This window comes from Bowmanella yangjiangensis (assembly GCF_017255015.1).
Classification (GTDB): domain Bacteria; phylum Pseudomonadota; class Gammaproteobacteria; order Enterobacterales; family Alteromonadaceae; genus Bowmanella; species Bowmanella yangjiangensis.
Window position 1 is genome coordinate 78219 of sequence record NZ_JAFKCS010000018.1, and the last position, 23697, is coordinate 101915.

The following is a 23697-nucleotide window of genomic DNA, read 5'->3' on the forward strand; positions in this document are numbered from 1 at the left end:
GCTTTTATGCAGTGCGGCTAAGCGGGTGATGACTGTGTTTGTCCTGATAAAGTTGACGGTCGGCACGCTCAAATAAACTCGCAGGTTCATCACCACTGGTGTAGAGGCTACTACCAATGCTGCAACGCATTTGATGTCTGGAAAGGATGGCGTGATCTAACATAGTGCGACGGATCCGCTGGCCAATTCGACGCAGTGCTACTGTGTCGGCATCTTCAATGATGCAACAAAACTCATCACCGCCAAAGCGAAAGGCAAAATCCGTGTCACGCAGACTGGCACTGATTGCCTGGGCCATGGCAACCAATACTTTGTCACCTTCCTGGTGGCCAAACTGGTCATTGATGGCTTTAAACTTATCCATATCAATCATCAGTAAGCCAAAGGTTGCCCCGGTGCGGCGGCTAACACTGAATTGACGAGCCAATACATCATTAAAGGCCGCTCTGTTACCAAGGCCGGTCAGGCTATCTTTGCTGGCCAAGCAGCGGATCTTTTCATGTTCCAGGGCATTCTTAGTCAGTGGCTCGAGCAATTGATGAAGCTCATCAAGCAACTTGTTTTCAAGAGCATCAGGCACCTTAGTAAAGTAGTAGCTCACCGCTGTGTCAGCAAACCCTTTGATACTGATGCGTTTTCTATACGTTGCATCGGTTCCCCATAGTGCTGTAGCTGAGGGGCCACTAATAGCAATGCCACTAATCTGGACTCTGGCACTGAGCTGCGAAAGTAGCGCATGACCGAACGCTTGTAACTCAAGCGTACCCATAAGGTGTTCGAGCAAGGACAAACGTTCAGCGTCAGAGATCAGCTTGTCATGTTGGCTGAAGCGGAAGAAGCTGTCGTAACTGGCATTATCGAGAATTGGCGTAAGCTGTTCCAATGTTCGCTCCCGGTCATATGTCAGCTCTGGCTGACAACCTGTGCTAAATTGATATCTGGGAAATGTTTAGCAAAATGCGTGCCGTTCGGTACGCCTGTAATATGACGCTATCTCAGGGGATTGAATGGAAAACAGTTTTTTTCATTTGCTGCTGTTGATGGGGATTGCCATCAGCATGGTGTGGAGTTTCCGACGCGTCAACTTACCGCCGATCTTGGCGTATCTCGCCTGTGGGTTAGTGGCGGGCCCTGACTTACTCGCTCTCTTTTATCATGAAGAGAGTATCCATTTTGTCGCCGAGTTAGGGATTGTATTTTGCTCTTTACCCTGGGACTGGAATTTCCCTGCCGAATGCCTTGGCTATAGGTAAAACATTCAGCCAACTTGAATTGGAGGCTGTCAGAATGTCATTAAAGGGATTCGTCGCAATGAACGAGAGCTAGCCAGCCCAGATGCATCCTGGCGGTTTGAAGCGCAGGACGTTTTGGGGATTGCCGGTAAACCGCGCAGAGTAGAGCGTGTTGAACGTTATTTATTGAAAGGACCCTGAACTTTCGGGGCGCAGCTTGTAATGACTACTATATTGATAGAACAATAATAATTCATGTTGAATGGACAAGGAGCTCTGATGGAACAGCAGGTTACTGACTTCTTTCGCACCGATTACATGCCCCACGGCCACTGCTATCTTTGGAAGCCTGATATTCTGTGGCTGAATGTGATATCGGACGCCGCTATCGCCGCCGCCTATTTTACTATCCCCTTTGTTCTTTATCTGTTTGTCCGACAACGCCAGGATATCCGTTTTGGCTGGATGTTGTACCTGTTTGCGGCATTTATCCTGTGCTGTGGAATTACCCATTTATTTGGTATCTACACTGTGTGGCAGGGCGCTTACGGATACCATGGTATCGCCAAGGCAGTAACGGCGATTGTGTCGCTGAGCACGGCGTATGTATTGATTAAAATCTTACCTGACCTCATCAGTATTCCTAGTCTTAGTGAATATGCCAAACACAAGGACTTGGTCTATCAGGCTGAGCTGGATAGGTTGGAACTCATTAGAGAACAAGAGCGCCTTGCCACAGTGCGTTTAGCGGTAGAGGGTTCACCTTTTGGCATGTTGGTGACAGACGCGCTGGGGCATATTCGTATGGTCAATACTGCCCTGACCCGTATGTTTGATTATGACGAGCAGGATTTACTTAACGAGCACGTTAATACCTTGTTGCCACCAGAGCAGCGAAGCCAACATCGAAAATTGGTCGAGGACATCAGTGTCGGTATACGCAGTTCTGGCTTAATGACTTCGCGCGTGGTGTATGGCCTGGGTAAAACAGGCAAGAAAATACCCGTTGAAGTCACCCTATATCGTAGCGAACTGGATGGTGAGGTTAGGGTTTTTGCTACGGTAGTGGATATTAGTGAGCGCTTGTCCTATCAGGCAAAACTGGTGGAAGCCAATGACCGTTTTGAACGGGTAATTTCGGGTTCGCGTGATGCGCCCTGGGAGTGGTATCCAGCAGATAACAGCAACTGGTTTTCTCCTCGTTTTTTGGAGCTGTTGGGTTGGCCGGCTAATGTGCCTGCGCATTTTGATACCTGGAAGGAGCATATTCATCCGGATTATCTGGATAAGGTAATGACTCATCTGCGGGAGCACGTAGAGCAGGGGAATAAGTACGATATTAATTATTTGGGGCGGGCTGCCGACGGCACATATCACTGGTTTAATACCCGAGGTGATAGCCAACGCGATGAGCAAGGTAATCTTGTTGTAATGTCGGGTATGGTGTCTGACGTGCAGGATGAAAAAGAGTTGGAAGCGGCTTTGATGCATAAATCTGCATTTTTGGAGTCAGTATTCACCGGCGCCTCAAGTGGTTTATTGGTGTTGGACTGGCGGGAGGATGACGAGGTGTGGTTATCAGCCATCAACCATCGCTTTGCCGCTATGCTCGGTCTTGATGCTTCGCAGTTGGAGCCGCAACCTCTGACCTTACTGGAAAAACTGGACCGCAGCGGCGTAATGTACAGATTGCGCGACTATCTATTAGGTAATGTTCGGGAAGACGGTGAATCAGGCACATTTGGTTTGGTTCACGCCGTGGAAGGTCGCTGGTTTCAAATTGACGTGCATCCTATTTCAGATGTGCTCGGTGACTGGTTCAGAGTGGTCGTATCAAGCAGTGATGTGACGGAGCTGAAGTTTGCGGAGCAGCGGCTCGAAAGTGCGCTTAAGGAAAAGGTGTCACTACTTAATGAAGTTCACCATAGGGTGAAAAATAATCTGCAAATTGTCAGTAGCCTGATGGATATTCAAAGTCGCCAGGTCAAAAAGGAAGAGCAAGCGGCGCTGAGTGATCTGAAAAACCGTATACGGGCTATGGCCCTTATTCATGAGTTGTTGTATCAGAATGACAGTTTGGCTTCGATTAATCTGCAGAGTTATGTGAACCGGCTGGTAAATCTTATCGGAGACACTCTGAGCAAGTCGAGCAGAGAGCAATTAAATCTGAATCTGATAGACGAAGGGAAGCCGTTGAATATTAACATTAACCAGATGGTGCCATTGGGGTTACTGATTTGTGAAGCGGTCACCAATGCTTTTAAGTATGCGTTTCATCACCGACAGGGGATGCTGACGGTTAGAATGGTACGCCGCAATGGTTTGTTGCAGTTAGAAGTATGTGACGATGGTCCTGGTTTTGACAACGCACTGTTTGAAAATGCCAGTTTATCCAGCCAACTTGGCTTTACTTTAATGAAGACCTTTGCCAAACAGGCCGGATTTAGTATTCAGGTCGATGGGCAAAAAGGAACCTGTGTGAAATTGTCTGAGTTGGTAATTGAGTAGTTAGCTGAGCCTGTTGCCTTGCTGGGAGTGTGCCCACGCGGACTCGCGATTTTCTTTAAAATAGACGCCCGGCGCTTTGATGCCTGTCGGGTAGAAATTTTAATAGTTCAGCCAAGGGCATAGGTCTGGCGAAGTAATAACCCTGCATACTGTCGACGCCTTTGTCGCGAAGGTATTCTAGTTGTTCTTTGGTTTCTATTCCTTCGGCGGTAATGGCTAATCCTAAGCCTCGAGCTAAATTTATGATGGCTTCAATGATAATTTGATGGCGGCCATCCTGGCTAAGGTTGTCCACAAAGGATCTGTCTATTTTAAGTTTATTTACCGACATTTCCGCCAACCGGGATAGTGATGAATACCCTGTTCCGAAGTCATCAATTGCGATGTTAATGCCCAGCTTACGAATTTGCCAAAGTAACAAGGTGGCATTTTCAGATTGCAAAGTACTTTCTGTGACTTCTAACTCCAGGTCGGCTGGATTGACCTGTGAATCCTGAAGCATCTCAGTAAGAGCTTCCAGTATTTCGGCATCCTTCAATTGAATACCTGATACATTAACTGCTACGCGAATGCCGCCAAACCCTTGTTCTTCGAGAAGCTTTATAAGCATACAGGCTTCTCTTAGCATATGCAGACCTATGCTTTGAATGAGCCCTGTTTCTTCTGCAACCGGAATAAAAGCATCGGGGGATATCATGCCCACATCCTTGTCTATCCAGCGGCACAATGCTTCAACGGCCACCACGTCACCAGACTGCGCATCCACTATGGGTTGCCAGAAGGCGGTGATGCTCTCTTCGGTCAGCGCTCTGCGCAGCCCTTGCTCGATGAACAGGCGGTAGCGCACCACATCAACTAAATCGTCAGAATAGAAAGTATAAGTATATTTGCCTTTGCGCTTTGACTCGTACATCGCCGCATCGGCATGTTTAAGCAATGAGGCTGCGCAATCTACGGTTTCATCGGCAATGGCTACACCAATGCTGCAGGTCACCATGATTTCCCTGCCGCTGATATTGAAAGGCTCATTACATATCTCGATGATCTTTTGTGCCAGGCGCTCGAAGTCCTCGTGTCGCTCTATCTGTTCAACAATAACCACAAATTCATCGCCGCCAAGGCGAATTAGAATATCTTCAGCTCGCATTGTTTGTTGTAAGCGCTGGGAAAACTCTACGAGCAGCTGATCGCCCGGCTCATGTCCCATAGAATCATTGATCAATTTAAATGAATCTATATCTATGAAAAATAAACCAATGTTGTTCTCTTCACCACACTCCATATCGGCCAGTACCTGATTCATCAGGTTTCTATTACCTAAGCCGGTGAGGCTATCACGATAGGCCATGCGGTTGAGTTCACGCTCGGCTTTCTTGAGCGACGATATGTCGGTAAGAATCATAATGTAGAGTTCTGGATTATGATCCGTTTCTCGAATTCGGGTAATGGTTTGCAGCGCGTGAAAGTGACTGTGGTCTTTGCGATGCACGACCACTTCATGTCGGGTATTCTTTTCATTATCGAAAAGCATTTCATCATGCCGTCGATTTCCTGAAAGTACCGTTGAAACTGGTGTGCCAACTACATCATTAGCCGAAAAATGGGTGTGTTTGTAGAATGCCTTGTTAACTGAGCGAATGGTAAAGTCTGAATAAAGTATAATGACTGACTCGTCTATATTGGCGAGGATGTTGTAGGCGGTTCTCAGCTCGTTAACAAAGTTTTCCCGCTCAGAGACATCTTTGACTGCTCCTATGCGGATTAAACCATTTTCCAGCGTCATGTCGCTAAGGTACAACTCAATCCAGCGGTCTTCGCTTGTTGCACCGTCCTTACTTTTGAGTTTAATAGTGCGGCTTACGTTTTGGCCGCTTTTTAGGAGGGACTCGAGCTCGTCTAACTCATCGACATTTTCCAGCGCCAGTTTAGTGAAAAAATCCAACGCTTGGAGCTCTACCATATCACCTTTGATGTTGACCTGATCACCAAACAGCCCTTCAAACAATATGGTGCCACGCTGTACATTGTATTCCCACAGGCCTAGTTTGGCCGCATGTACCGCCGCTTTGAGGCGTTTTTCGGAACGCTCAGTGATTTTCTCGTACTTATGACGAGATAATGCGGTCTCGATACTGGCTTTTAATTCCCTGACATTATAAGGCTTTACAATGTAGCCATAGGGGGCGGTCAGGCCGGTACGACGAATAAGGTCATCACTGGTATAAGCCGTCAGATAAACAACCGGAATTCGCAGCTCTGAGCCTATACGTTGCGCAGCATTGATGCCGTCGCCCCCCGCACCAAGATTGATGTCCATCATTACCAAATCCGGCTTGTGTTCAGAGGCCATGTTAAAGGCCTCTTTTTCTGAACTGGCAATACCGCAGACAAGATAGCCGCAATCCTGTAAATCTAAAGAGAGGTTAAGGGCGATAAGCTGTTCGTCCTCGACAATCAACAACGTGCTTCTTTCCATTATTCTTCCTTGCTGCACAGCAATCGGTTGGATGTCTGTCTGAAATGGAAAACGCTCCGTTGCAGAGATCTTCCTTCATTCAGATTTAGTCGAAGACTGGTCAGATTTCCAGAAAGGCACGAATTTCATCCAACCTTTGCAAGCCGTCACGCAGTCCCTGATCCATCACGGCCTGACAAAAATGCCCTTCAAACATGAGATAACTTAACAAACTTGACTGCGAATCAGGCTTGGCGCCCATGATGCGCATCAATGCACGTATTCCATTGGGCAGGCGCTTATAATGGTCCATCGCCAGTTCGTTGATATTGGCATTTGGGTTGATGACCAAGCATTCAACGGGTTTCAGATGCGTGGCTTTGCGCTGTTTGTCATTTAGTAAGGACAGGGTATGGTTTATCCGGTACAGCCGCTCTAAGTCTGAATGCAAGGTGTCAGCAAATATAGTATCCAGCAGGTGACCGGCAATCATGGCACTGCTTGGATAATCCTGAAGTTGGTGGCGGCTATCCGGCCTGGGTTGTTCAACCCCAATCACCAATATTTTTTCTGCGCCCAGGTGAATAGGCGAACTTAAGGGCGAAAGTTGGTGAATAGAGCCATCGCCGAAATATTGGTCACTGATTTTAACCGGTGGAAACACCAGTGGGATAGCTGAAGATGCCATCAGATGCTCAACGTTGAGCTGTGTTTTTACACCTTGGCGTTTTGAACGTTGCCAGGCAGATAGCTCAGGGATCCCCTGAAAGAAGCTGATGGAATCATTAGTGCTGAAACTAGAGGCGGTAACACTGATGGCTTTTAGGTGACCGGTCAGCACATTTCGGTCAATACGGCTGAAATCCAAAGTCTTCTTCAGCAACTGCCGCAGTGGTTGGTTATTCAAAAGGCTGGAAGGACGGCCACCGTTATTTGACACGCGTAACATCTGCAATTGATTAGCCGCCAGGTAGCTAAACAAGGGCAGTATATCACTCTGATAAACTTGCTGAGGGTGGAAGCTTTTCCATACCCACTCAAGTTTGCGTACGCCGAGGTGATAGCAGGATGCGAAACAAGCCAGGGCTGTCGCATTAATGGCTCCGGCTGAGGTACCGCAAATGATCGGGAAGGGGAGGCTGTGATTGCGAGGCAGCAGTTGGGTAATAGCCTTCAGCACGCCAATCTGATAAGCCGCACGAGCCCCGCCACCGGTAAGTAAAAGCGCAAATCTATGCCGTTGTAACATCCAATTTACTCAACGCTGATCGAAGTCAATACACATACCTTCTGCGGCGGCGAAAACGCTGACAGACATTTGGCCGATATCAATAATGTCACGGCAATGTTGCTGGATTTGGTCAATTTCGTCATCCGTTCGCATATCGTCATGGCTATACAAGGCTAAAGACTTGGCTCTGCACGCCATGGCTAGTTTTACCGCCTCTTCAGCGACTGAATGTCCCCAACCAGCTTTCCTGGGCATATCCTGAATTTGATATTGAGCATCATGGATAAGTAAATCGGCGCCACTGGCAAAATTAACCCAGTCAAGAAAGCTGGTGGCTCGCTGGTAAGGCGGATAGAGTTCATTATCTGTGATATAGGCTATACGGACGCCGTCGGCGTCGATTAGATATGAACTGCCACAACCAGGGTGATTCATTGCCATTCTCGACACAGTTGCGCTACCTATTTGCCAACTGTCTTTTTCATCTGGAACTGGAGTCAAAGTAATATGGGCTGGCAGATCCTGGTAGTGGACCGGGAAATAACTGCCGGTCATTTGCTGTAAGATCGCATCCTGCTCATTTAACTGGGTCTTCCCCGGTACAATGTGGATCCGGCGACCTGCTTGATAAATGGGGGCAAAGAAAGGGAAGCCTTGAATATGGTCCCAATGATTATGAGTAAGCAGCAAGTGAATATCATTCTGTTGCGCAACTAGTTTACCGCCAAGCGCTTTGATGCCGGTACCTGCATCCAGGATGATATCTGTGCCGTCGTTTAATGCAATATGCACACAGGCTGTATTCCCGCCGTAGCGGACAAAAGCTGCACCCGGCGCCGGGATTGACCCTCTGACACCATAAAATGTTAATTTCATGCCTCAACCTGCTGCATATTGTTCAGCAATCAGCACCAAGGTACTTGCTGCTCTCCCTTGATTTATAAGGAAATCCTTTGACTAATCATTACTCTAATTAAAGGCTGAGTATAAACCAAGGGGAATTTACTGTAAGTGTCAGCGGGTATGCTTATTTATCAAGAGGTATATGTCGGCTTTAAGCTATTTATAACGGTGCGAACAGGGCCAGAAGCTAATCGCGAGTAGCAAAAAGGGGCACTCAAGCCCCTTTTAAGTTAGAGAATACAAGCTTACAGTGCCTGAATAAAACTCAGCACCTTATTCAGATCCAGAAGTTGTTTTTCACCACTGCGGCGGCACTTGTATTCAACCTGATTTTCATCCAGATTGCGCTCGCCCACCACGATATGATGGGGAATACCCATTAGTTCCATGTCTGCAAACATCACCCCTGGGCGCTCTTTGCGATCATCAAACAGCACTTCAATACCGGCTTGCTGCAATTGCTTGTAGAGGGCCTCAGCCGCTTCCTGAATACGATGCGACTTGTGCATATTCATAGGAATCAACGCCACCTTGAAAGGTGCGATAGCGTCTGGCCAGATAATGCCGTATTTATCGTGGTTCTGTTCAATAGCTGCAGCCACAATACGTGACACGCCGATACCGTAACAACCCATGGTCAGTACCTGGTGTTTACCTGATTCAGTTAAAACGCCGCAGTTCATCGCTTGTGAGTATTTTTCTCCTAACTGGAAGATGTGGCCCACTTCGATGCCGCGTTTTATCTCCAGGGTGCCACGGCCGTCAGGAGATGGATCTCCAGCCTGAACATTACGAATATCTGCCACTTTGGGTAGCGCGACATCACGCTCCCAGTTGATATTGAAATAATGTTTACCGTCTTGGTTGGCACCTGCACCAAAATCGCTACACAGGCTTACCGCGCGGTCAGCAATAACCGGCATATTCAGGTTGACCGGTCCCAACGAACCTGGGCCTGCACCAATGGCAGCGCGAATTTCTTCTTCACTGGCGAAGGTCAGAGGAGAAGCGACTTCAGGCAGTTTATCCGCTTTGATCTCGTTAAGTTCGTGATCGCCGCGAACCAGTAAGGCTACCAATTCACTGCCAGCCTCTTCGCTACCTTTAACAATTAAGGTCTTAATGGTCTTTTCTACTGGCAGATTAAATTGCTCCACCAGTTCGTTAATGGTTTTCGCTTTAGGTGTATCCACCAGTTGCATCTCTGCAGTTGGGGCGGCGCGTTCACCGGCAGGGGCCAATGCTTCGGCCATCTCGACGTTAGCGGCGAATTCAGAGGCATTGCTAAAGGCAATATCATCTTCACCCGAGGCAGCTAGCACATGGAATTCATGAGACATACTGCCACCAATGGAACCTGTGTCTGCAATAACCGGACGATATTCCAGGCCAATACGCTCAAATATATTGCAATAGGCTTGGTACATGTCCTGGTAGGTTTTTTCCAAACATTCCTGGCTCAGGTGGAATGAATACGCATCCTTCATGGTGAATTCACGACCACGCATAACACCAAAGCGAGGGCGCACTTCATCACGGAATTTGGTTTGGATCTGATACAGATTGATAGGCAGCTGCTTGTAGCTGCTTACTTCCCGCTTAACCAGATCGGTAATCACCTCTTCATGGGTGGGGCCCAGCACAAAATCTCGCTGGTGGCGGTCTTTGATACGCAGTAGCTCAGGGCCATACTCTTCCCAGCGACCCGATTCCTGCCACAAGTCAGCCGGTTGAACCACAGGCATAAGCACTTCAATAGCGCCGGCTTTATCCATCTCTTCACGTACGATGCCGGCAACTTTATTAAGTACCCGTAAACCACTTGGCAGCCAGGTATAGAGTCCGGAAGCCAGCTTACGGATAAGGCCTGCTCGCAGCATCAACTGATGGCTGATAACTTCGGCATCGGCTGGCGTTTCTTTTTGAGTCGCTAATAAATACTGACTACTACGCATAGTTCTATTTACCTGGTATCTAAAGTGCTCACCAATACGGGTAATGTTTGGCCATTTTACCGTCTTACGTGGAGCAGATTGTGGTTGCTGTCAGGTGCCTGACAGAAAAAAGTGGCGACATTCTAGCAGCGCTTTGAGAGGGGCTAAAGGCAAAACTGTATTGTCTGGTGGATTATCTGCCGCTATGAGTTTGTGGCGATGATTTGTGTCACCAGGCTTTGGCCTGATTTGACCTGCCAGCGGATGTTAAACTCTCCCAAATGCATGCCAAACTCTTGTATGTCCTGCTGTTTTTTCTTATATGCCGGTCTTGGGTCCTGTGCTAAAACTTGTTTTATCAAGTCGGTAATGCCTGGCTGTCGCTGTTCGGCTTGCAGCAGGTTGGGAATTACCTCAGCAGCGTATTGCACTTGCATGTCAGGTTCTGGTGCCTGGTTGGCAAAACCACCGCTCGCTCCAGGTATCGCGTCCGCATAGGGCAGGTATGGTTTGATGTCCAGTATCGGGGTACCGTTCATCAAATCCATACCGCGCACTTTTAAAAATGTTTTACCTTGTTTTTGTGCGAGGCCTAGATTTTCAACCACAGACAGACCGATGCCATTGGGCCTGTGGGTGCTGCGCGTTGCAAAGACGCCGAGTTTGGCATTGCCGCCCAAGCGAGGCGGACGAACTAATGGGCTCCACCCCCTGTGCACGGTTTGATGGAACTGGAACAGCAACCACAAATGCGAGAATTCCTCTATTCCCCGAAACGCGTTGGGATCGGCGAAATCGGCGTGCAGATGAATCTCCCCCACAGCTTCTTTTACCAAGCCGGGTTGGCGGGGAATGGCAAATTTTTCTTTGTAGGGAGTGTGGATAATACCGATTGGAGTCAGTTGCATAGCCAGATTAGGTGTCATAATTTGCAACATTTTCAGTGCTGGCGGTAATAATTACAAAACCTTTTGTCGGTAGATTATCCATCAGGTATTGGATTTAGACCCAATGCTCATTCCCGGACTGGTTTTTTTAACCCACCTTTTAGGTGGGTTTTTTTTTGTCGATCAGGCATGCTGAATCTCTTTGGGAAACCTTTGAACCAGGCTTACTGTCTATCAGGGGTTGAAATTTGGGCGGCAGTGCCCATATGGCTAATGATTTTTCTAACTCTTTGATCATTTAAGGAATCTTATGATCTCAGTAAAGAACCTCTGTAAACAGTTTGGCAGTTTCAAGGCTGTCGATAACCTCTCCTTTGAGGTCAGGCCGGGCGATATCGTCGGTTTTCTCGGACCCAATGGCGCGGGCAAGTCCACCACCATGAAAATGTTGACTGGCTTCTTGCCCCCCAGCAGCGGGGAGATCCGTATTTTCGACCAGGACATTCTGCAGTCTGCCAAGCAAATACAGCGCCGCTTGGGCTATCTGCCTGAAGGTGCTCCAGCCTATGGAGACATGACACCGCTGCAGTTTCTCAATTTTATTGCCGATGTGCGTGGCCTTAAGGGCGAGCAGAAAAAGCAGCGGCTGGCTAAGGTTATCGACATGGTGGAACTGCGCAGTATGCTCGATCGACCTATCGAGAACTTGTCCAAGGGCTTTAAGCGCCGGGTTGGGCTGGCCCAGGCCATTTTGCACGACCCTCAAGTGCTGATTCTGGATGAACCCACAGACGGCTTGGATCCCAACCAAAAACACCAGGTCAGGGAACTGATTCAGAATCTGTCGAAAGACAAAATTGTGATCATCTCCACCCATATTCTTGAGGAAGTGACCTCGGTATGTAATCGCGCCATGATTATCGCCGGTGGCAAAATGCTGTTTGATGCCAGCCCGGACGACTTACAACGCCGTTCCCGTTACTACAAGGCCATTAGCTTGCATTTCACCCAAATGACGGATATTTCCGGCCTGGCGGAACTGCCTGGTGTGGAAGATATGGAAATTGAAAAGCACAGCGGACGGGTCGTGCTGTTCCCTGAGCGCCAGCAGGACATCATGCCGGTAGTATCAGCGTACATAAGAGATCGAGGATTACAGGTAGACCGCCTGTATGAAGAGCAGGGGCGTTTGGACGATGTATTCAGACAAATGACAGCTGAGGTGAGTGAATAATGGTTGGAACATTATTTCGGCGAGAATTCGCCAGTTACTTCGCCACACCAGTGGCTTATGTGTTTATCTTGATTTTCCTGATGCTGGGCGGCGTGTTCAGTTTTTACATCGGTAATTTCTATGAACGCGGTCAGGCTGATTTACTGCCGTTTTTCAACTTTCATCCCTGGCTTTACCTGTTTTTGGTACCCGCCATGGCAATGCGCAGTTGGTCAGAAGAGCGTAAAAGCGGCACCATAGAACTGATTATGACACTGCCTGTCACTATCTGGCAGGTCATGCTGGGTAAGTTCCTGGCCGCCTGGATGGTATTGGGGCTTGCCTTGATACTGACGTTCCCGCTGTGGTTAACGGTCAATTATCTGGGCAATCCGGATAACGGTATTATTCTGGCCGCCTACTTAGGTAGTTGGCTGATGGCCGGCGCTTTTTTGGCGATTGGTATGTGCATGTCGGCACTGACCAAAAGCCAGGTGGTGGCTTTTATCTTGGCCGTCGTGGTGTGTTTTCTGTTCGTTTTGTCAGGCAGTGGTATTGTTTTGGATGCCTTTAAAGGCTGGATGTCACCCATGATGCTAGACACTTTGGCTTCTTTTAGTTTCCTGACCCATTTTGAGTCCATGGCAAAGGGCGTAATCGCGCTTAATGATGTGGGGTATTTCCTGATCGCCATTGGAATTTGGTTATACGGTGGCTTTTTAGCCGTTGAGCAGAAGAAGGCGGAGTAACCCATGTTGAACCGATTATCGACTTTCGTTGCCGGTGTGCTCTTGCTGCTGGTGTTTTTTGTATTGGTGCTGCTAAACAATCAATTGCTGGGATCTGCACGCCTGGATTTGACAGAAAATCAGGTTTACTCGCTGTCAGAGGGCAGTAAACAAGTACTGAACGAGCTGGATGAGCCTGTTCACCTCTATTTGTTTTTCTCTGATAAGGCCTCCAAGGGCATGACCGGACTGCGAAATTACGCAAACCGGGTGGAAAGTCTATTGGAAGAATATCGCTCCGCGTCAAAGGGCAAGATCATTTTGCATAAAGTGGATCCCGAACCCTTCTCTGAGGCAGAAGACGAAGCCAGTCGTTTTGGTTTAACTGCCGCCAGTGTTGGTGCGGCCGGTGATGCCATTTATCTGGGATTGGCGGCGCGTAATGCCTTTGATGATGAAAAAGTGATCGGCTTTTTTGATCCGCAACAGGAAAGCTTTCTTGAATATGAAATCAGTAAGCTGATTTATCAGCTGAGCGATCCAAAACAAGTGAAAGTGACGTTGATAACGGACTTGCAGGTGCAAGGCGGTCAAAACCCCATGACCGGCCGATTTGACCCGGCCTGGACCAGTATCAGCCAGTTGCAGCAGCTTTATGATTTACAGGTGCTGGGCTCTGATGCGGCAAGCGTGCCAATCGACACAGACGTGTTGTTGCTTATTCATCCCAAAAATCTGACCGACGCTCTGCAATTTAGTATTGACCAGTATGCACTTAACGGTGGCAAGCTGATGGTCTTCGTTGACCCTCATCATGAGTCAGACCCGATGGCGGCGATGGGCGGCGCTAATGGGTCGGATCTGCATAAGCTATTTGATGCCTGGGGCATCGGCTTCGATGCTGACCAGGTGGTGCTGGATGCCGCCTCCGGGCTGGATATTCGTAGCCAGTCGGGTGTAACAAGACATATGGGCTTTTTGGGATTGGGCGCTGAGCAGTTGGATAGCTCGGATGTGATTACTCGTGGTCTGGAACTGATTAACGGTGCGTCTTTTGGTCAGTTTAGTGCCCCCAAAGGACCAGGGTTAAGTTGGCATCCCCTGCTGCATTCCTCCGCATCCAGCCGCTTAATGGATAATATGTCCTACGCCATGACTCGCGATGCCAAGCAACTGGCGGATAACTTTGTCAGTAGTGACCAGCAATATGTGTTAGCGGCAAGACTGGCGGGCAAAGTAAAGTCAGCCTTTGATTCAGCTCCTGAAGGTGCTGAGGTCTCACAATGGCGCGCTGAGGGTGAGATCAACGTGATTCTGGTGGGTGACACAGACCTGTTAACCGACAGGTTCTGGGTTAGTCAGAGCAACTTTTTCGGTCAAACCATCTTTACCCCTTTTGCTAATAATGGGGATTTTCTGACCAATGCAGTAGAGAACCTAGGCGGTAGCAATGCCCTGATCAGTATCCGCAGTCGCGGTACCTTCTCGCGTCCCTTTGATGTGGTTCAGGCACTCACAGTGAAAGCCGAACAGGCGTTCAGAGATCAAGAACAATTGCTGCAGCGTGAACTGGATGAGACCGAGCAGGCTTTGGCACAGCTACAGGGGCAGCGCAGCGAAGGTGGAGCCCTCGTACTTGATGCGCAGCAACAGCAAGCGCTGGACGACTTTATGCAGAAGAAAATTGAGATTCGTCGCGCCCTGCGGGATGTGCGCCATCAGTTAGATAAGGATATTGAGCGTCTAGGTAGTTGGTTGAAATTTATTAATATCGCGGTGGCGCCGATTTTATTGGTGTTGTTGCTGGGCTTGATGGCCAGATTGTTGCGCAGAAAAGCGGGGAAAGTTAAACATGGCTAAACATCTTCTCAGTTTGTTTTTGGTGCTGCTACTGGGCACTGGTGCTGGCTGGTTTTTGTTTCTGCAGGACAGCCAACCAGATGTATTGAAACAAGGGCCTCTACTACCTGAGTTGGCAGAGCAGGGCAGTAAGATTCAGCGTCTGGCAATGTTGGATGCCCAAGGTTTGTCCATCGAAGCCGAGCAGGTTGACGGCAAGTGGCTGATCAGCAGTGAAGGTGGGTATCCTGCTGATGAGCAGAAGCTTGCTGAACTATTGCAAGCCTTGGTTGATGCCAAGCGCTTGCAGGCCAAGACCCGACAGGTTAATCAGTTTCATCGTCTAGGATTACAGGCGCTGGATGCGCCAGGCAGCACGGTAAGTCAGCTAACGCTTGAAACTGACGATCGCAGTTGGCAATTACTGGTGGGTAATACGCCAGCCAGTGGGCATGGGCGTTATGTGCGTTTTGCCAATGACAACCAGAGCTGGCTGATAGATCAGGACTTAACGCTGCCAATGGCGGTGCGTGACTGGATGCGCCAACCTATTCTAAATCTTGATAAACAGCAGATTGCCAGCATCAGTCGTTTGGACGGTAAAGGCTGGCGTATCAGTCGAGAGTCGGCAGAGCAGACAGACTTTGTGCTGAATAAGCTCCCCTCCGGTCGGGAACTTAAATACGCCAGCGTGCTCGATTCGCTGTTAGCCAATGTGCTTAACCTTAATTTTGAGGAGCGCCTGGTGGTTGGCGAAGAATTCTGGCAAGCGCCCCTGCAGGCCAGCATGCAGCTAGTCACTTTCGATGGACAGCAAGTTGACCTAAGCCTACTCGAATCTGAGGAAAAACATTATGTGCGTTTTACCTCTCAAAGTAGTGCTCCGTATTGGCAAGGTGAGACTTATCTGATTTCCGGTTTTTCCGCCAATCAGTTGGACAAGCAAGTTGAGGACTTCCTGGCTGAGCCACCTGCACCTGAAAATAAATTGCCGGTTGGCCACGTAGAGGAAGGGGAAGCGCCCCATCGCTAGCCCTAAATAAACAGGCTAAAAGATAAACCCGCTTATGGCGGGTTTGTTTTTTTTCAGGAATTGCGTATTGTCTTTGCTTTCAACAGGCTGTGGTGACCGGAGGTAAGCATGGATGCACTGATAGGCCTTATTTGTATTTCGGGATTGATTGCTGGTGTGGTGGCCTTTTTTAAAGTGCTTGGATTGCGCCGGGATCTGGATGCATTGCGTAAGCAAGTGGAAATCCTGCAGCAAGGTAAATCCTTGCCTTTACCTGCGCGGCCGCCTGCTAAACCCGCCAGTGTAGCTCCCAAACCCGATGCGCAGTATGCTGCTGCATCGCCTGGCAACAGCCAATTGATGCCAGGGGACGATCACCTACCAGCTAAACCGGCCGTGACCATTTCCTCTGAGTCTGCCCACCAAAACCGCATTACGACTAGCTTGGCTGATACGCTCAAAGGCTGGCAAAAGCGCTTTGAGCAAAACGGTATGGTGTGGATTGGTGCGTTGGCCTTGGCCCTTGGCGGGATATTCCTGGCCAAGTACAGCCTGGAAATGGGCTTGCTGTCCCCTGTGGCCAGAATAATATTAGGGGCTGGATTCGGCGTGGCTCTGATTGCCGCTTCAGTTTGGTTACATCGCCGCGCCGTGCCTTTTGAAGGTTGGGCTAATTACACCCCCGCAGCCCTCGCCAGTGGTGGTTTTATTACCTGCTTTACCATGGTGCTGTTGTCCTACCATAACTATGCCATGCTGGGACAATTGCCGGCTTTTGTGTTGCTGGCGGTTATCGCCTTGGCTGCCAGCTATTTGTCATTGCTGCTAGGGCCTTTACTGGCTGCTATTGGTATTGTCGGCGCTTATACAGTTCCCCTGTGGGTTAGCAGCGACAGTGGTAACTTGTTGGCGTTACTCAGCTATGTGAGTTTTGTCAGCTTGTCGGTATTGCTGCTGGCTAAGCGGGTACAACAGAACTGGTTGTGGAATGCCTTATTTGTTGGCCACTTCGGTTGGTATATAGCGGCGCTTTGGCTTGGGCAGCCTGCAGACAGCTTAACTTTTGCTGGCTTCATTTTATTGACTTTCTATGCGCTGGTTATTGTGCCGGAATGTGGTTGGCTACTTAATCAGCGAGACAGTACGGCCAAACCATTTAAACGGCTTTGGCAACCTAACCGCGTTAACCTGGCGCTGGCCGCGTTATTGATACCGGCTCTGCTGCACTGTCTGAGTTTAGCTTATCAGCCTGGCAGTTTGATGTTGGTGCTGACGCTGGCCATCATGCTAATCAGCCTGCCGCTGCTGAGCAGTCGTTTTGATCATGCGGCATTACTTAGCGTGCTATGCCTGCTGGTGGGTGTTTGGGTCGTGCCGCCTCCCGGCCTTGTGACGGATATCAGCCAGTTATTGCAAGACGGTTACTTGTTGGTGCTGGCTGGCAGTCTGGTGATTTTCGCTTACGGATTTTGGTACGGGCGCGCCCAGCCAACGCGCTTGGTCTTCCATCTGTTAACCGCCTTTGCCCCTTTTGTACTCATTGGTGTTGGCTATGCCATGGCGCCACAAGGCGATACCGGCATGCTCTATCCGCTTTGGGCGACTGTGCTATTGCTGATGGCGATGGTATTGGCGATGCGGGCCAAGGGACTCACGGACAACTGGCAGGCCTTTTGTTACCTGGCTGGCAGTAATGCCAATCTGTCGCTGAGTTTAACCATGCTGCTGGATGGCAGCACCCTGACGCTGGCATTGTTGATACAAGTGCTGGCGGTAAGCTATCTGGCCAAACAACGTGCTTTGGCATTGCCCCATTGGATTATTAAAGTGCTGGTCAGTTTGGTGCTGTTGCGCTTGAGCTTAGCGCCCTGGACACCAGGGTATGAAGACCTGACATTGCTCGGCGTACATTGGAGCTTAGTGATTTATCCTGTGGCAATTGGTTTGTTCTATGCCACCGCCCGTCTATGGCAGGACTCCGAGCTGCAAGCTTGGTTACAAGGGGCTATCTTACATTTAGTCGCTTTGCTAGTTACCACAGAAACCAGTTATTGGTTGGTTGGGCATTACCCCTGGCCAGGTCAGTTGATCTTTGAAGAGACTGTTTTGTTGGCTATGAACTGGTGGCTGCTGGGCAGCCTGTATCTGTATCGTATGCAATTTGCCGGTGTGCTGGCGGGGCTTTACCGCACCGCCGGTGGGCTGTTGTGGTTAGGTGGTGGTTTGTTGCAGTTACAACTGCTGTTTGGCGACAACCCTTTTATCGACTACCAAGCTATTGGTGAATGGCCGTTACTTAACTGGTTAATTCCACTTTGGGGAATTCCTGCTCTATTGGTTTGGCATCTGTCCCGGCAGCACTTGCAAGGTAAGGCCGCCGAGGTGGCCGGGTGGGGGAGTGGACTGCTGGCTATGTTGTTTATTAACGGCCAGATCCGACAGTATTGGAATGGCAGTGATATTCAAATCTGGCAAGCCACCTCAGATGCTGAGCACTACAGCTATTCACTGATTTGGTTGATATTAGCCTCGTCGTTGGTTGCCTTGGCCTACCGTCTGTCTCGTCCAACCTGGCAACGTGTTGGCTTTGGCCTGATGTTGCTGGTGATCCTCAAGGTGTTTATTCTGGATATGGCGAATCTGCAGGGACTTCTGCGCGCCTTATCCTTTATCGGTCTGGGGCTGTGTTTGGTGTTGCTGGGGTGGCTGTTTCAGCGGCTCAGACAGGCCGCTGAGCCAGCGACCAGCAATTAGCTTTGCTGTTTGCAGGCCTCCAGCATGGCTTGCAGTTGCTCGCGGCCAAGTTTTTGTGCGGTGGCGATATTTCTGGTCGGAATGTTTTGCGGGTCGCGGAATTTTGCCACGGCCAGTTCAATACTGGACTCACGTAAAAGATGCAGGACTGGAAAAGGCGCTCGATTGGTAAAATGGGCGGGGGAGTCTTTTGCCTCGCCCTCAAACCAATACTCAGGATGAAAGCTGGCGAGTTGATAGGTGCCCCTGAGCGCATTGTTGTCCAGACTCAGGTTTGCTTCATCCAACAACTGCAAATACAGCTCGAAGTCCGCAAAATGAGGCAGTATCAGTAGGCTGGTAACAATTTCTGGATGCGCATCAAGAAAATCGCATTCCTCCAGCAAGCGCTCGACAGCCTGAACCATACCGCTTTGATGGCACACTTGATAACGGGTATTGGCCAATTCTTTTTTAGCAAAAGGGCAGAAATTAAGCCCCACCACCAAGGTTTCAACCCAGTGGCGGGTTTGCTTAATGATAAGCGCGTCGTCCATCAGCTATGGTATTTAACGTAGGCTTCCAGGGTATTTTCAATCAGACTGGCCACAGTCATAGGGCCTACACCGCCTGGCACAGGGGTGATCCAGCCAGCGCGCTCTGCAGCCTCGGCAAACTGCACATCGCCAACCAGTTTGCCATCATCAATGCGGTTAATACCTACATCAATAACAATGGCGCCAGGCTTGATCCAGTCACCAGGAATAAATTCCGGTTTGCCTACCGCGACGACCAGCAAGTCAGCTCGCTCTACATGGGCACGTAATTCTTTGGTGAACTTGTGGCAGACGGTAATAGTGCAACCAGCCAATAATAATTCTAAGGACATGGGACGGCCGACGATATTTGAGGCCCCAACCACCACAGCGTCCAGACCTTTAACCGGACGTTTGGTGGATTCGATCAAGGTCATAATGCCTTTGGGTGTACAGGGGCGCAAGGCAGGAAGGCGCTGTGCCAATCGTCCCAGGTTATAGGGGTGGAAGCCATCAACATCTTTATGCGGGTGAATACGCTCTAAAATTTGCTCGGCATTCAGACCCGCAGGTAAAGGTAACTGTAATAGTATGCCATCGACACTATTGTCATTATTTAACTCATCAACCAACTCTAGTAGCTGTTGCTGGCTGGTGGTGGCCGGCAAATCATAGGAGCGGGAAGTAAAACCGACTTCTTCACAAGCGTTACGTTTACTGCCTACGTAAACCTGAGAGGCGGGGTCACTACCGACCAGGATAACAGCCAAGCCCGGCGCCCGTTTTCCTGATGCCCGGATGGAGGCAACCTGATTGGCGACGTTCTGGCGAAGTTGTTTAGCAATGAGTTTACCGTCGATGAGTTGTGCTGGCATAGGTTTGGAATCAGTTGTCAAAAAATGATTGGCAATATTGTCCCACAGAATTGCTATTCCATTAAGTACTTGATCATGGCCCGTCGGCTTGTTTGATTATTTCCAGAGAAAGTGGGTTCAGGGTCTTATATATAGAGCGTGGGTTCTTCTTATCTATATAGCGAAAACAAAAAAAATACCGTCTGGGATTCTTTGCTATAAACATCAAAGGAGAATTCGCCGAGGAAAAGGGGGAGAAACCGGGATTAAGGACTGAAATTGGCTAAAACGACAACGATTAAGCCGAATAATCACCATTGTGCTGAAAAAGTGCGCATGCGAACTTTTTTTATTGAAAAAGTGTTTGACGGTCATAGGTCATGTGGGTAATATTCGCGCCCCGTAGCAGCCAGTAAATGTTTACCCTGCTACAGCAAGAGTCGGTGAGTAGCGCAGCTTGGTAGCGCACTTGTTTTGGGTACAAGGGGTCGCAGGTTCAAATCCTGTCTCACCGACCATCTCTTGCTTCAGGTTCGAAGAGCGCCCGTAGCTCAGCTGGATAGAGCAACGGCCTTCTAAGCCGTGGGTCGCAGGTTCGAATCCTGCCGGGCGCGCCATTCTAATCTGGCGTGACCAAAAAGAGAATCAGTGGTGGGCGTAGCTCAGTCGGTAGAGCCCCGGATTGTGATTCCGGTCGTCGTGGGTTCAAGTCCCATCGTCCACCCCACTCTTCTCTCCTCCTTATTTTAATCTCAATCTTAAATTTCTTTAAATTGTGCGTTTATCTACGCAATTTTTTCATTTTTACAACTGGAATTGACCTATTGCTGCCGCTATAATGCTGCGTCTTTTTATCAGGTCCAAGTTCACCCTTCACCAAACCTGATCCCCGCCACACAATTTTGGGCGTGATTATAAGGAAATGGGTGGGCATACAGAAAAGCCGCCTAAGTGCGCAAAGTTGAGGTAGAAGAATGCAAGTTTCCGTTGAGACGACAAAAGGTTTAGAGCGCCGTCTTACCATTACCGTACCGGCAGAGAAGATCGATGTTGCGGTAAAATCCCGTTTGCAGCAATTGGCTAGAACCCAACGGGTTAACGGTTTCCGTCCTGGCAAAGTGCCTGTAACTGTTATCCAGAAGCGTTTTGGTCAGGCTGTTCGCCAGGAAATCGCTGGTGAAGTGATGCAGCGTAATTTCTACGAAGCCGTGATCCAGGAGAAACTGAGTCCTGCTGGCATGCCTGCGTTTGAACTGAAGAAAGATAACCAAGGCGAAGACCTTGAGTTCGTTGCGTCTTTCGAAGTTTATCCAGAAGTTGAAATCAAAGATCTGAATAAGATCAAGGTGGACAAGCCTGTTGTTGAGATCACTGATAAAGATCTGGACAACATGATGGATACGCTGCGCAAACAGCACGCTAACTGGAAAGAAGGCAAACGTAAGGCCAAGAAAGACGACCGCGTGACCATCGACTTCGTTGGTACTATCGACGGTGAGGAATTCGAAGGCGGTAAGGCCGAAGGTTTCCAGTTGGAGCTAGGCAAAGGCCGTATGATTCCTGGTTTTGAAGAGCCAATCGTTGGTAAAAAAGCTGGTGAAGAAGTAGTAGCAGAAGTCACTTTCCCTGAAGATTACCATGCAGAAAAACTGAAGGGTAAAGCTGCTCAGTTTGCTATCAAGGTAACTAAAGTTGAAGGTCTGGATCTGCCAGAAGTAAATGACGAGTTTGCTAAGTTGTTCGGTGTAGAAGAAGGTGGTGTTGAGGCACTGCGCGCTGAAGTGCGTAAGAACATGCAGCGTGAGTTGGAACAAACGCTGAAAAACCAGGTGAAAGAGCAAGTTATCAAAGGTTTGCTGGAAACCAACGAAGTTGAACTGCCTAAGGCTCTGGTCAGCCAGGAAATCAATGTACTGCGTCAGCAAGCTATGCAGCGCTTTGGTAACCAGCAACAAGGCAACCTGCCACAACTGCCAGACGAGCTGTTTGAAGAAAACGCACGTCGTCGCGTAAGCATTGGTTTGTTGTTGGGTGAAGTGATCAAGCAGAAAGAGTTGAAAGTTGATCAGGCCAAAGTTGACGCCTTGATTGAAACTACCGCTTCTGCTTATGAAGATCCTGCTGAAGTAGTAAGCTACTATAAAGGCAACAAAGAGTTGATGCAGCAAATGCAGAATATCGCCCTGGAAGACCAGGCGGTTGAAAGTGTATTGGCTGACGCTAAAGTTAAAGAAGTGAAAAAAGCCTTTGACGAAATCATGAACAAGCAAGCCTAATTTGCTCGTTGTTCGTTGACTTAACTAGTCAGCAACTGCTTAAATGCTCGGTACCTACCGAGCATTTTTATTTTCAGCGGACGAAATTCTTAGTGACAAGGAGAAGTCCCATTGGTGAATAACGAGAAGCCTTATATGATGCAGAACGCCTTTGAGCCCATAAATTCTTTAGTACCCATGGTGGTTGAGCAAACTTCCAAAGGGGAGCGGGCCTACGATATCTATTCCAGACTTTTAAAAGAGCGGATTATTTTCATGGTTGGCCAGGTCGAAGACCATATGGCAAATCTGATTGTGGCGCAGATGTTATTTCTGGAATCTGAGAATCCGGAAAAAGATATCTTCCTGTATATCAATTCGCCCGGTGGTTCTGTTACTGCCGGTATGGCTATTTACGACACCATGAATCTGATCAAACCTGATGTCAGCACCATGTGTGTTGGTCAGGCTGCCAGTATGGGGGCGTTTTTGCTGTCTGGCGGCGCTAAAGGTAAGCGTTACTGCCTGCCTAACTCACGAGTGATGATTCACCAACCTCTGGGCGGATTCCAAGGGCAGGCTTCTGACTTTGAAATTCATGCTCGCGAGATCCTGTCTATTAAAGAGAAGCTGAACCGTTTAATGGCTGAGCATACCGGGCAGGATTTCGAGGTTGTTGCCAGGGATACTGACCGGGATAATTTCATGAGTGCTCAGGAAGCGATGGAATACGGCCTGGTTGATCAGGTGCTGGCAAACCGGCTTGATGCCCACCAGGAAAAATAGTCAGCTGACCTAATTGCAGCCAAGAAATTGAGAAATTGGTCGATAAGGGTTAATACTTGTAAGACAGGTAGCCCCAGGTCTGACAGAGGTAATGAGTAAATGAGTAATAGTCACAGCGGGGACGGCGATAATAAGCTGCTGTATTGTTCTTTCTGCGGCAAAAGCCAGCATGAAGTGCGTAAGCTTATAGCCGGGCCATCAGTTTTTATTTGTGATGAATGCGTTGAGTTATGCAACGACATCATCCGCGAAGAAATCAAAGAAATAGCCCCCAAGAAAAAGCAGGCAGCCCTGCCTAAGCCTCAGGATATCCATAAACACCTGGATGACTATGTCATCGGTCAAGAGCACGCCAAGAAAGTCTTGGCAGTAGCGGTGTATAACCACTACAAGCGTTTGCGTAACGGTGACGTACACGAAGGTGTTGAGCTGGGTAAGAGCAATATTCTGCTTATTGGCCCTACCGGTAGTGGTAAAACCTTATTGGCAGAAACCTTGGCGCGCTTCCTGGATGTGCCCTTCACTATGGCGGATGCCACCACGTTGACCGAAGCCGGTTATGTTGGCGAAGACGTGGAAAACATTATCCAG

19 protein-coding genes and 3 tRNA genes are annotated in these 23697 nt (G+C 48.9%); 14 read left to right on the plus strand and 8 right to left on the minus strand.

The window, feature by feature from the left end:
- Positions 1 to 4: 4 nt before the first annotated feature.
- Complete coding sequence (locus J0A65_RS16340) at positions 5 to 883, minus strand: GGDEF domain-containing protein (protein WP_206595391.1); 879 nt, start codon at positions 881 to 883, stop codon at positions 5 to 7.
- 124 nt (positions 884 to 1007) lie between these two features.
- Between J0A65_RS16340 and J0A65_RS16345 the strand changes: the two genes are divergently transcribed.
- From J0A65_RS16345 to J0A65_RS16350, 3 genes are all read left to right on the plus strand, one after another.
- The gene (locus J0A65_RS16345) at positions 1008 to 1253 is read left to right on the plus strand and encodes a cation:proton antiporter domain-containing protein (protein WP_206595392.1); all 246 of its coding nucleotides are present in this window, start codon (positions 1008 to 1010) and stop codon (positions 1251 to 1253) included.
- A 48-nt stretch (positions 1254 to 1301) separates the two neighbouring features.
- Positions 1302 to 1433, plus strand: coding sequence for a TrkA C-terminal domain-containing protein (locus J0A65_RS27925; protein ID WP_416135313.1), 132 nt, complete (start codon positions 1302 to 1304; stop codon positions 1431 to 1433).
- 78 nt (positions 1434 to 1511) lie between these two features.
- A complete protein-coding gene (locus J0A65_RS16350) occupies positions 1512 to 3740 on the plus strand; it encodes a PAS domain S-box protein (protein WP_206595393.1) in 2229 nt (742 codons plus the stop codon).
- 55 nt (positions 3741 to 3795) lie between these two features.
- Here the strand turns inward: J0A65_RS16350 and J0A65_RS16355 are convergent, their stop codons facing one another.
- The 5 genes from J0A65_RS16355 to tsaA all read right to left on the minus strand — a co-directional run bounded on the left by J0A65_RS16355 (position 3796) and on the right by tsaA (position 11201).
- Entirely contained in the window at positions 3796 to 6216 is a 2421-nt protein-coding gene (locus J0A65_RS16355) for a two-component system response regulator (RefSeq protein WP_206595394.1), read from the minus strand.
- Positions 6217 to 6316: 100 nt separating this feature from the next.
- Entirely contained in the window at positions 6317 to 7444 is a 1128-nt protein-coding gene (locus tag J0A65_RS16360; protein WP_206595395.1) for a patatin-like phospholipase family protein, read from the minus strand.
- Between the two features lie 9 nt (positions 7445 to 7453).
- The gene (locus J0A65_RS16365) at positions 7454 to 8302 is read right to left on the minus strand and encodes an MBL fold metallo-hydrolase (RefSeq protein WP_206595396.1); all 849 of its coding nucleotides are present in this window, start codon (positions 8300 to 8302) and stop codon (positions 7454 to 7456) included.
- A 272-nt stretch (positions 8303 to 8574) separates the two neighbouring features.
- Positions 8575 to 10284 carry a proline--tRNA ligase gene (locus J0A65_RS16370; protein WP_206595397.1) on the minus strand — a complete coding sequence of 570 codons (1710 nt, stop codon included), beginning with the start codon at positions 10282 to 10284 and terminating at the stop codon, positions 8575 to 8577.
- A 182-nt stretch (positions 10285 to 10466) separates the two neighbouring features.
- Complete coding sequence (tsaA, locus tag J0A65_RS16375) at positions 10467 to 11201, minus strand: tRNA (N6-threonylcarbamoyladenosine(37)-N6)-methyltransferase TrmO (protein WP_232850010.1); 735 nt, start codon at positions 11199 to 11201, stop codon at positions 10467 to 10469.
- Between the two features lie 259 nt (positions 11202 to 11460).
- Between tsaA and J0A65_RS16380 the strand changes: the two genes are divergently transcribed.
- The 5 genes from J0A65_RS16380 to J0A65_RS16400 all read left to right on the plus strand — a co-directional run bounded on the left by J0A65_RS16380 (position 11461) and on the right by J0A65_RS16400 (position 18696).
- On the plus strand, positions 11461 to 12384 hold the full coding sequence (locus tag J0A65_RS16380) for an ABC transporter ATP-binding protein (RefSeq protein ID WP_206595398.1): 924 nt from the start codon (positions 11461 to 11463) through the stop codon (positions 12382 to 12384).
- Complete coding sequence (locus tag J0A65_RS16385) at positions 12384 to 13112, plus strand: ABC transporter permease subunit (RefSeq protein ID WP_206595399.1); 729 nt, start codon at positions 12384 to 12386, stop codon at positions 13110 to 13112. The genes J0A65_RS16380 and J0A65_RS16385 overlap by 1 nt, the downstream gene beginning before the upstream one ends.
- 3 nt (positions 13113 to 13115) lie before the next feature.
- Entirely contained in the window at positions 13116 to 14951 is a 1836-nt protein-coding gene (locus tag J0A65_RS16390; protein WP_206595400.1) for a GldG family protein, read from the plus strand.
- Entirely contained in the window at positions 14944 to 15963 is a 1020-nt protein-coding gene (locus J0A65_RS16395; protein ID WP_206595401.1) for a DUF4340 domain-containing protein, read from the plus strand. Before J0A65_RS16390 ends, J0A65_RS16395 begins: the two co-directional genes overlap by 8 nt.
- Before the next feature lie 108 nt (positions 15964 to 16071).
- Positions 16072 to 18696 (plus strand): DUF2339 domain-containing protein, encoded by a 2625-nt coding sequence (locus J0A65_RS16400; RefSeq protein WP_206595402.1) that lies wholly within the window; start codon positions 16072 to 16074, stop codon positions 18694 to 18696.
- Here J0A65_RS16400 and J0A65_RS16405 read toward each other — a convergent pair.
- Complete coding sequence (locus J0A65_RS16405; protein WP_232850011.1) at positions 18693 to 19232, minus strand: DUF1415 domain-containing protein; 540 nt, start codon at positions 19230 to 19232, stop codon at positions 18693 to 18695. The genes J0A65_RS16400 and J0A65_RS16405 overlap by 4 nt on opposite strands.
- A complete protein-coding gene (gene folD, locus J0A65_RS16410; protein ID WP_206595403.1) occupies positions 19232 to 20086 on the minus strand; it encodes a bifunctional methylenetetrahydrofolate dehydrogenase/methenyltetrahydrofolate cyclohydrolase FolD in 855 nt (284 codons plus the stop codon). The genes J0A65_RS16405 and folD overlap by 1 nt, the downstream gene beginning before the upstream one ends.
- A gap of 420 nt (positions 20087 to 20506) precedes the next feature.
- On the opposite strand from folD, the gene J0A65_RS16415 reads away from it, so the two are divergent.
- The 6 genes from J0A65_RS16415 to J0A65_RS16440 form a co-directional block, all read left to right on the plus strand.
- A tRNA-Pro gene (locus J0A65_RS16415) sits at positions 20507 to 20583 on the plus strand.
- A gap of 22 nt (positions 20584 to 20605) precedes the next feature.
- A tRNA-Arg gene (locus J0A65_RS16420) sits at positions 20606 to 20682 on the plus strand.
- A 34-nt stretch (positions 20683 to 20716) separates the two neighbouring features.
- Positions 20717 to 20792, plus strand: a tRNA-His gene (locus J0A65_RS16425).
- A 247-nt stretch (positions 20793 to 21039) separates the two neighbouring features.
- Positions 21040 to 22341 (plus strand): trigger factor, encoded by a 1302-nt coding sequence (tig, locus tag J0A65_RS16430; protein WP_206595404.1) that lies wholly within the window; start codon positions 21040 to 21042, stop codon positions 22339 to 22341.
- A gap of 138 nt (positions 22342 to 22479) precedes the next feature.
- Positions 22480 to 23106, plus strand: coding sequence for an ATP-dependent Clp endopeptidase proteolytic subunit ClpP (gene clpP, locus J0A65_RS16435; protein ID WP_416135314.1), 627 nt, complete (start codon positions 22480 to 22482; stop codon positions 23104 to 23106).
- 99 nt (positions 23107 to 23205) lie between these two features.
- A partial coding sequence (locus J0A65_RS16440) for a ClpX C4-type zinc finger protein (RefSeq protein ID WP_206595405.1) occupies positions 23206 to 23697 on the plus strand: 492 nt, incomplete at its 3' end.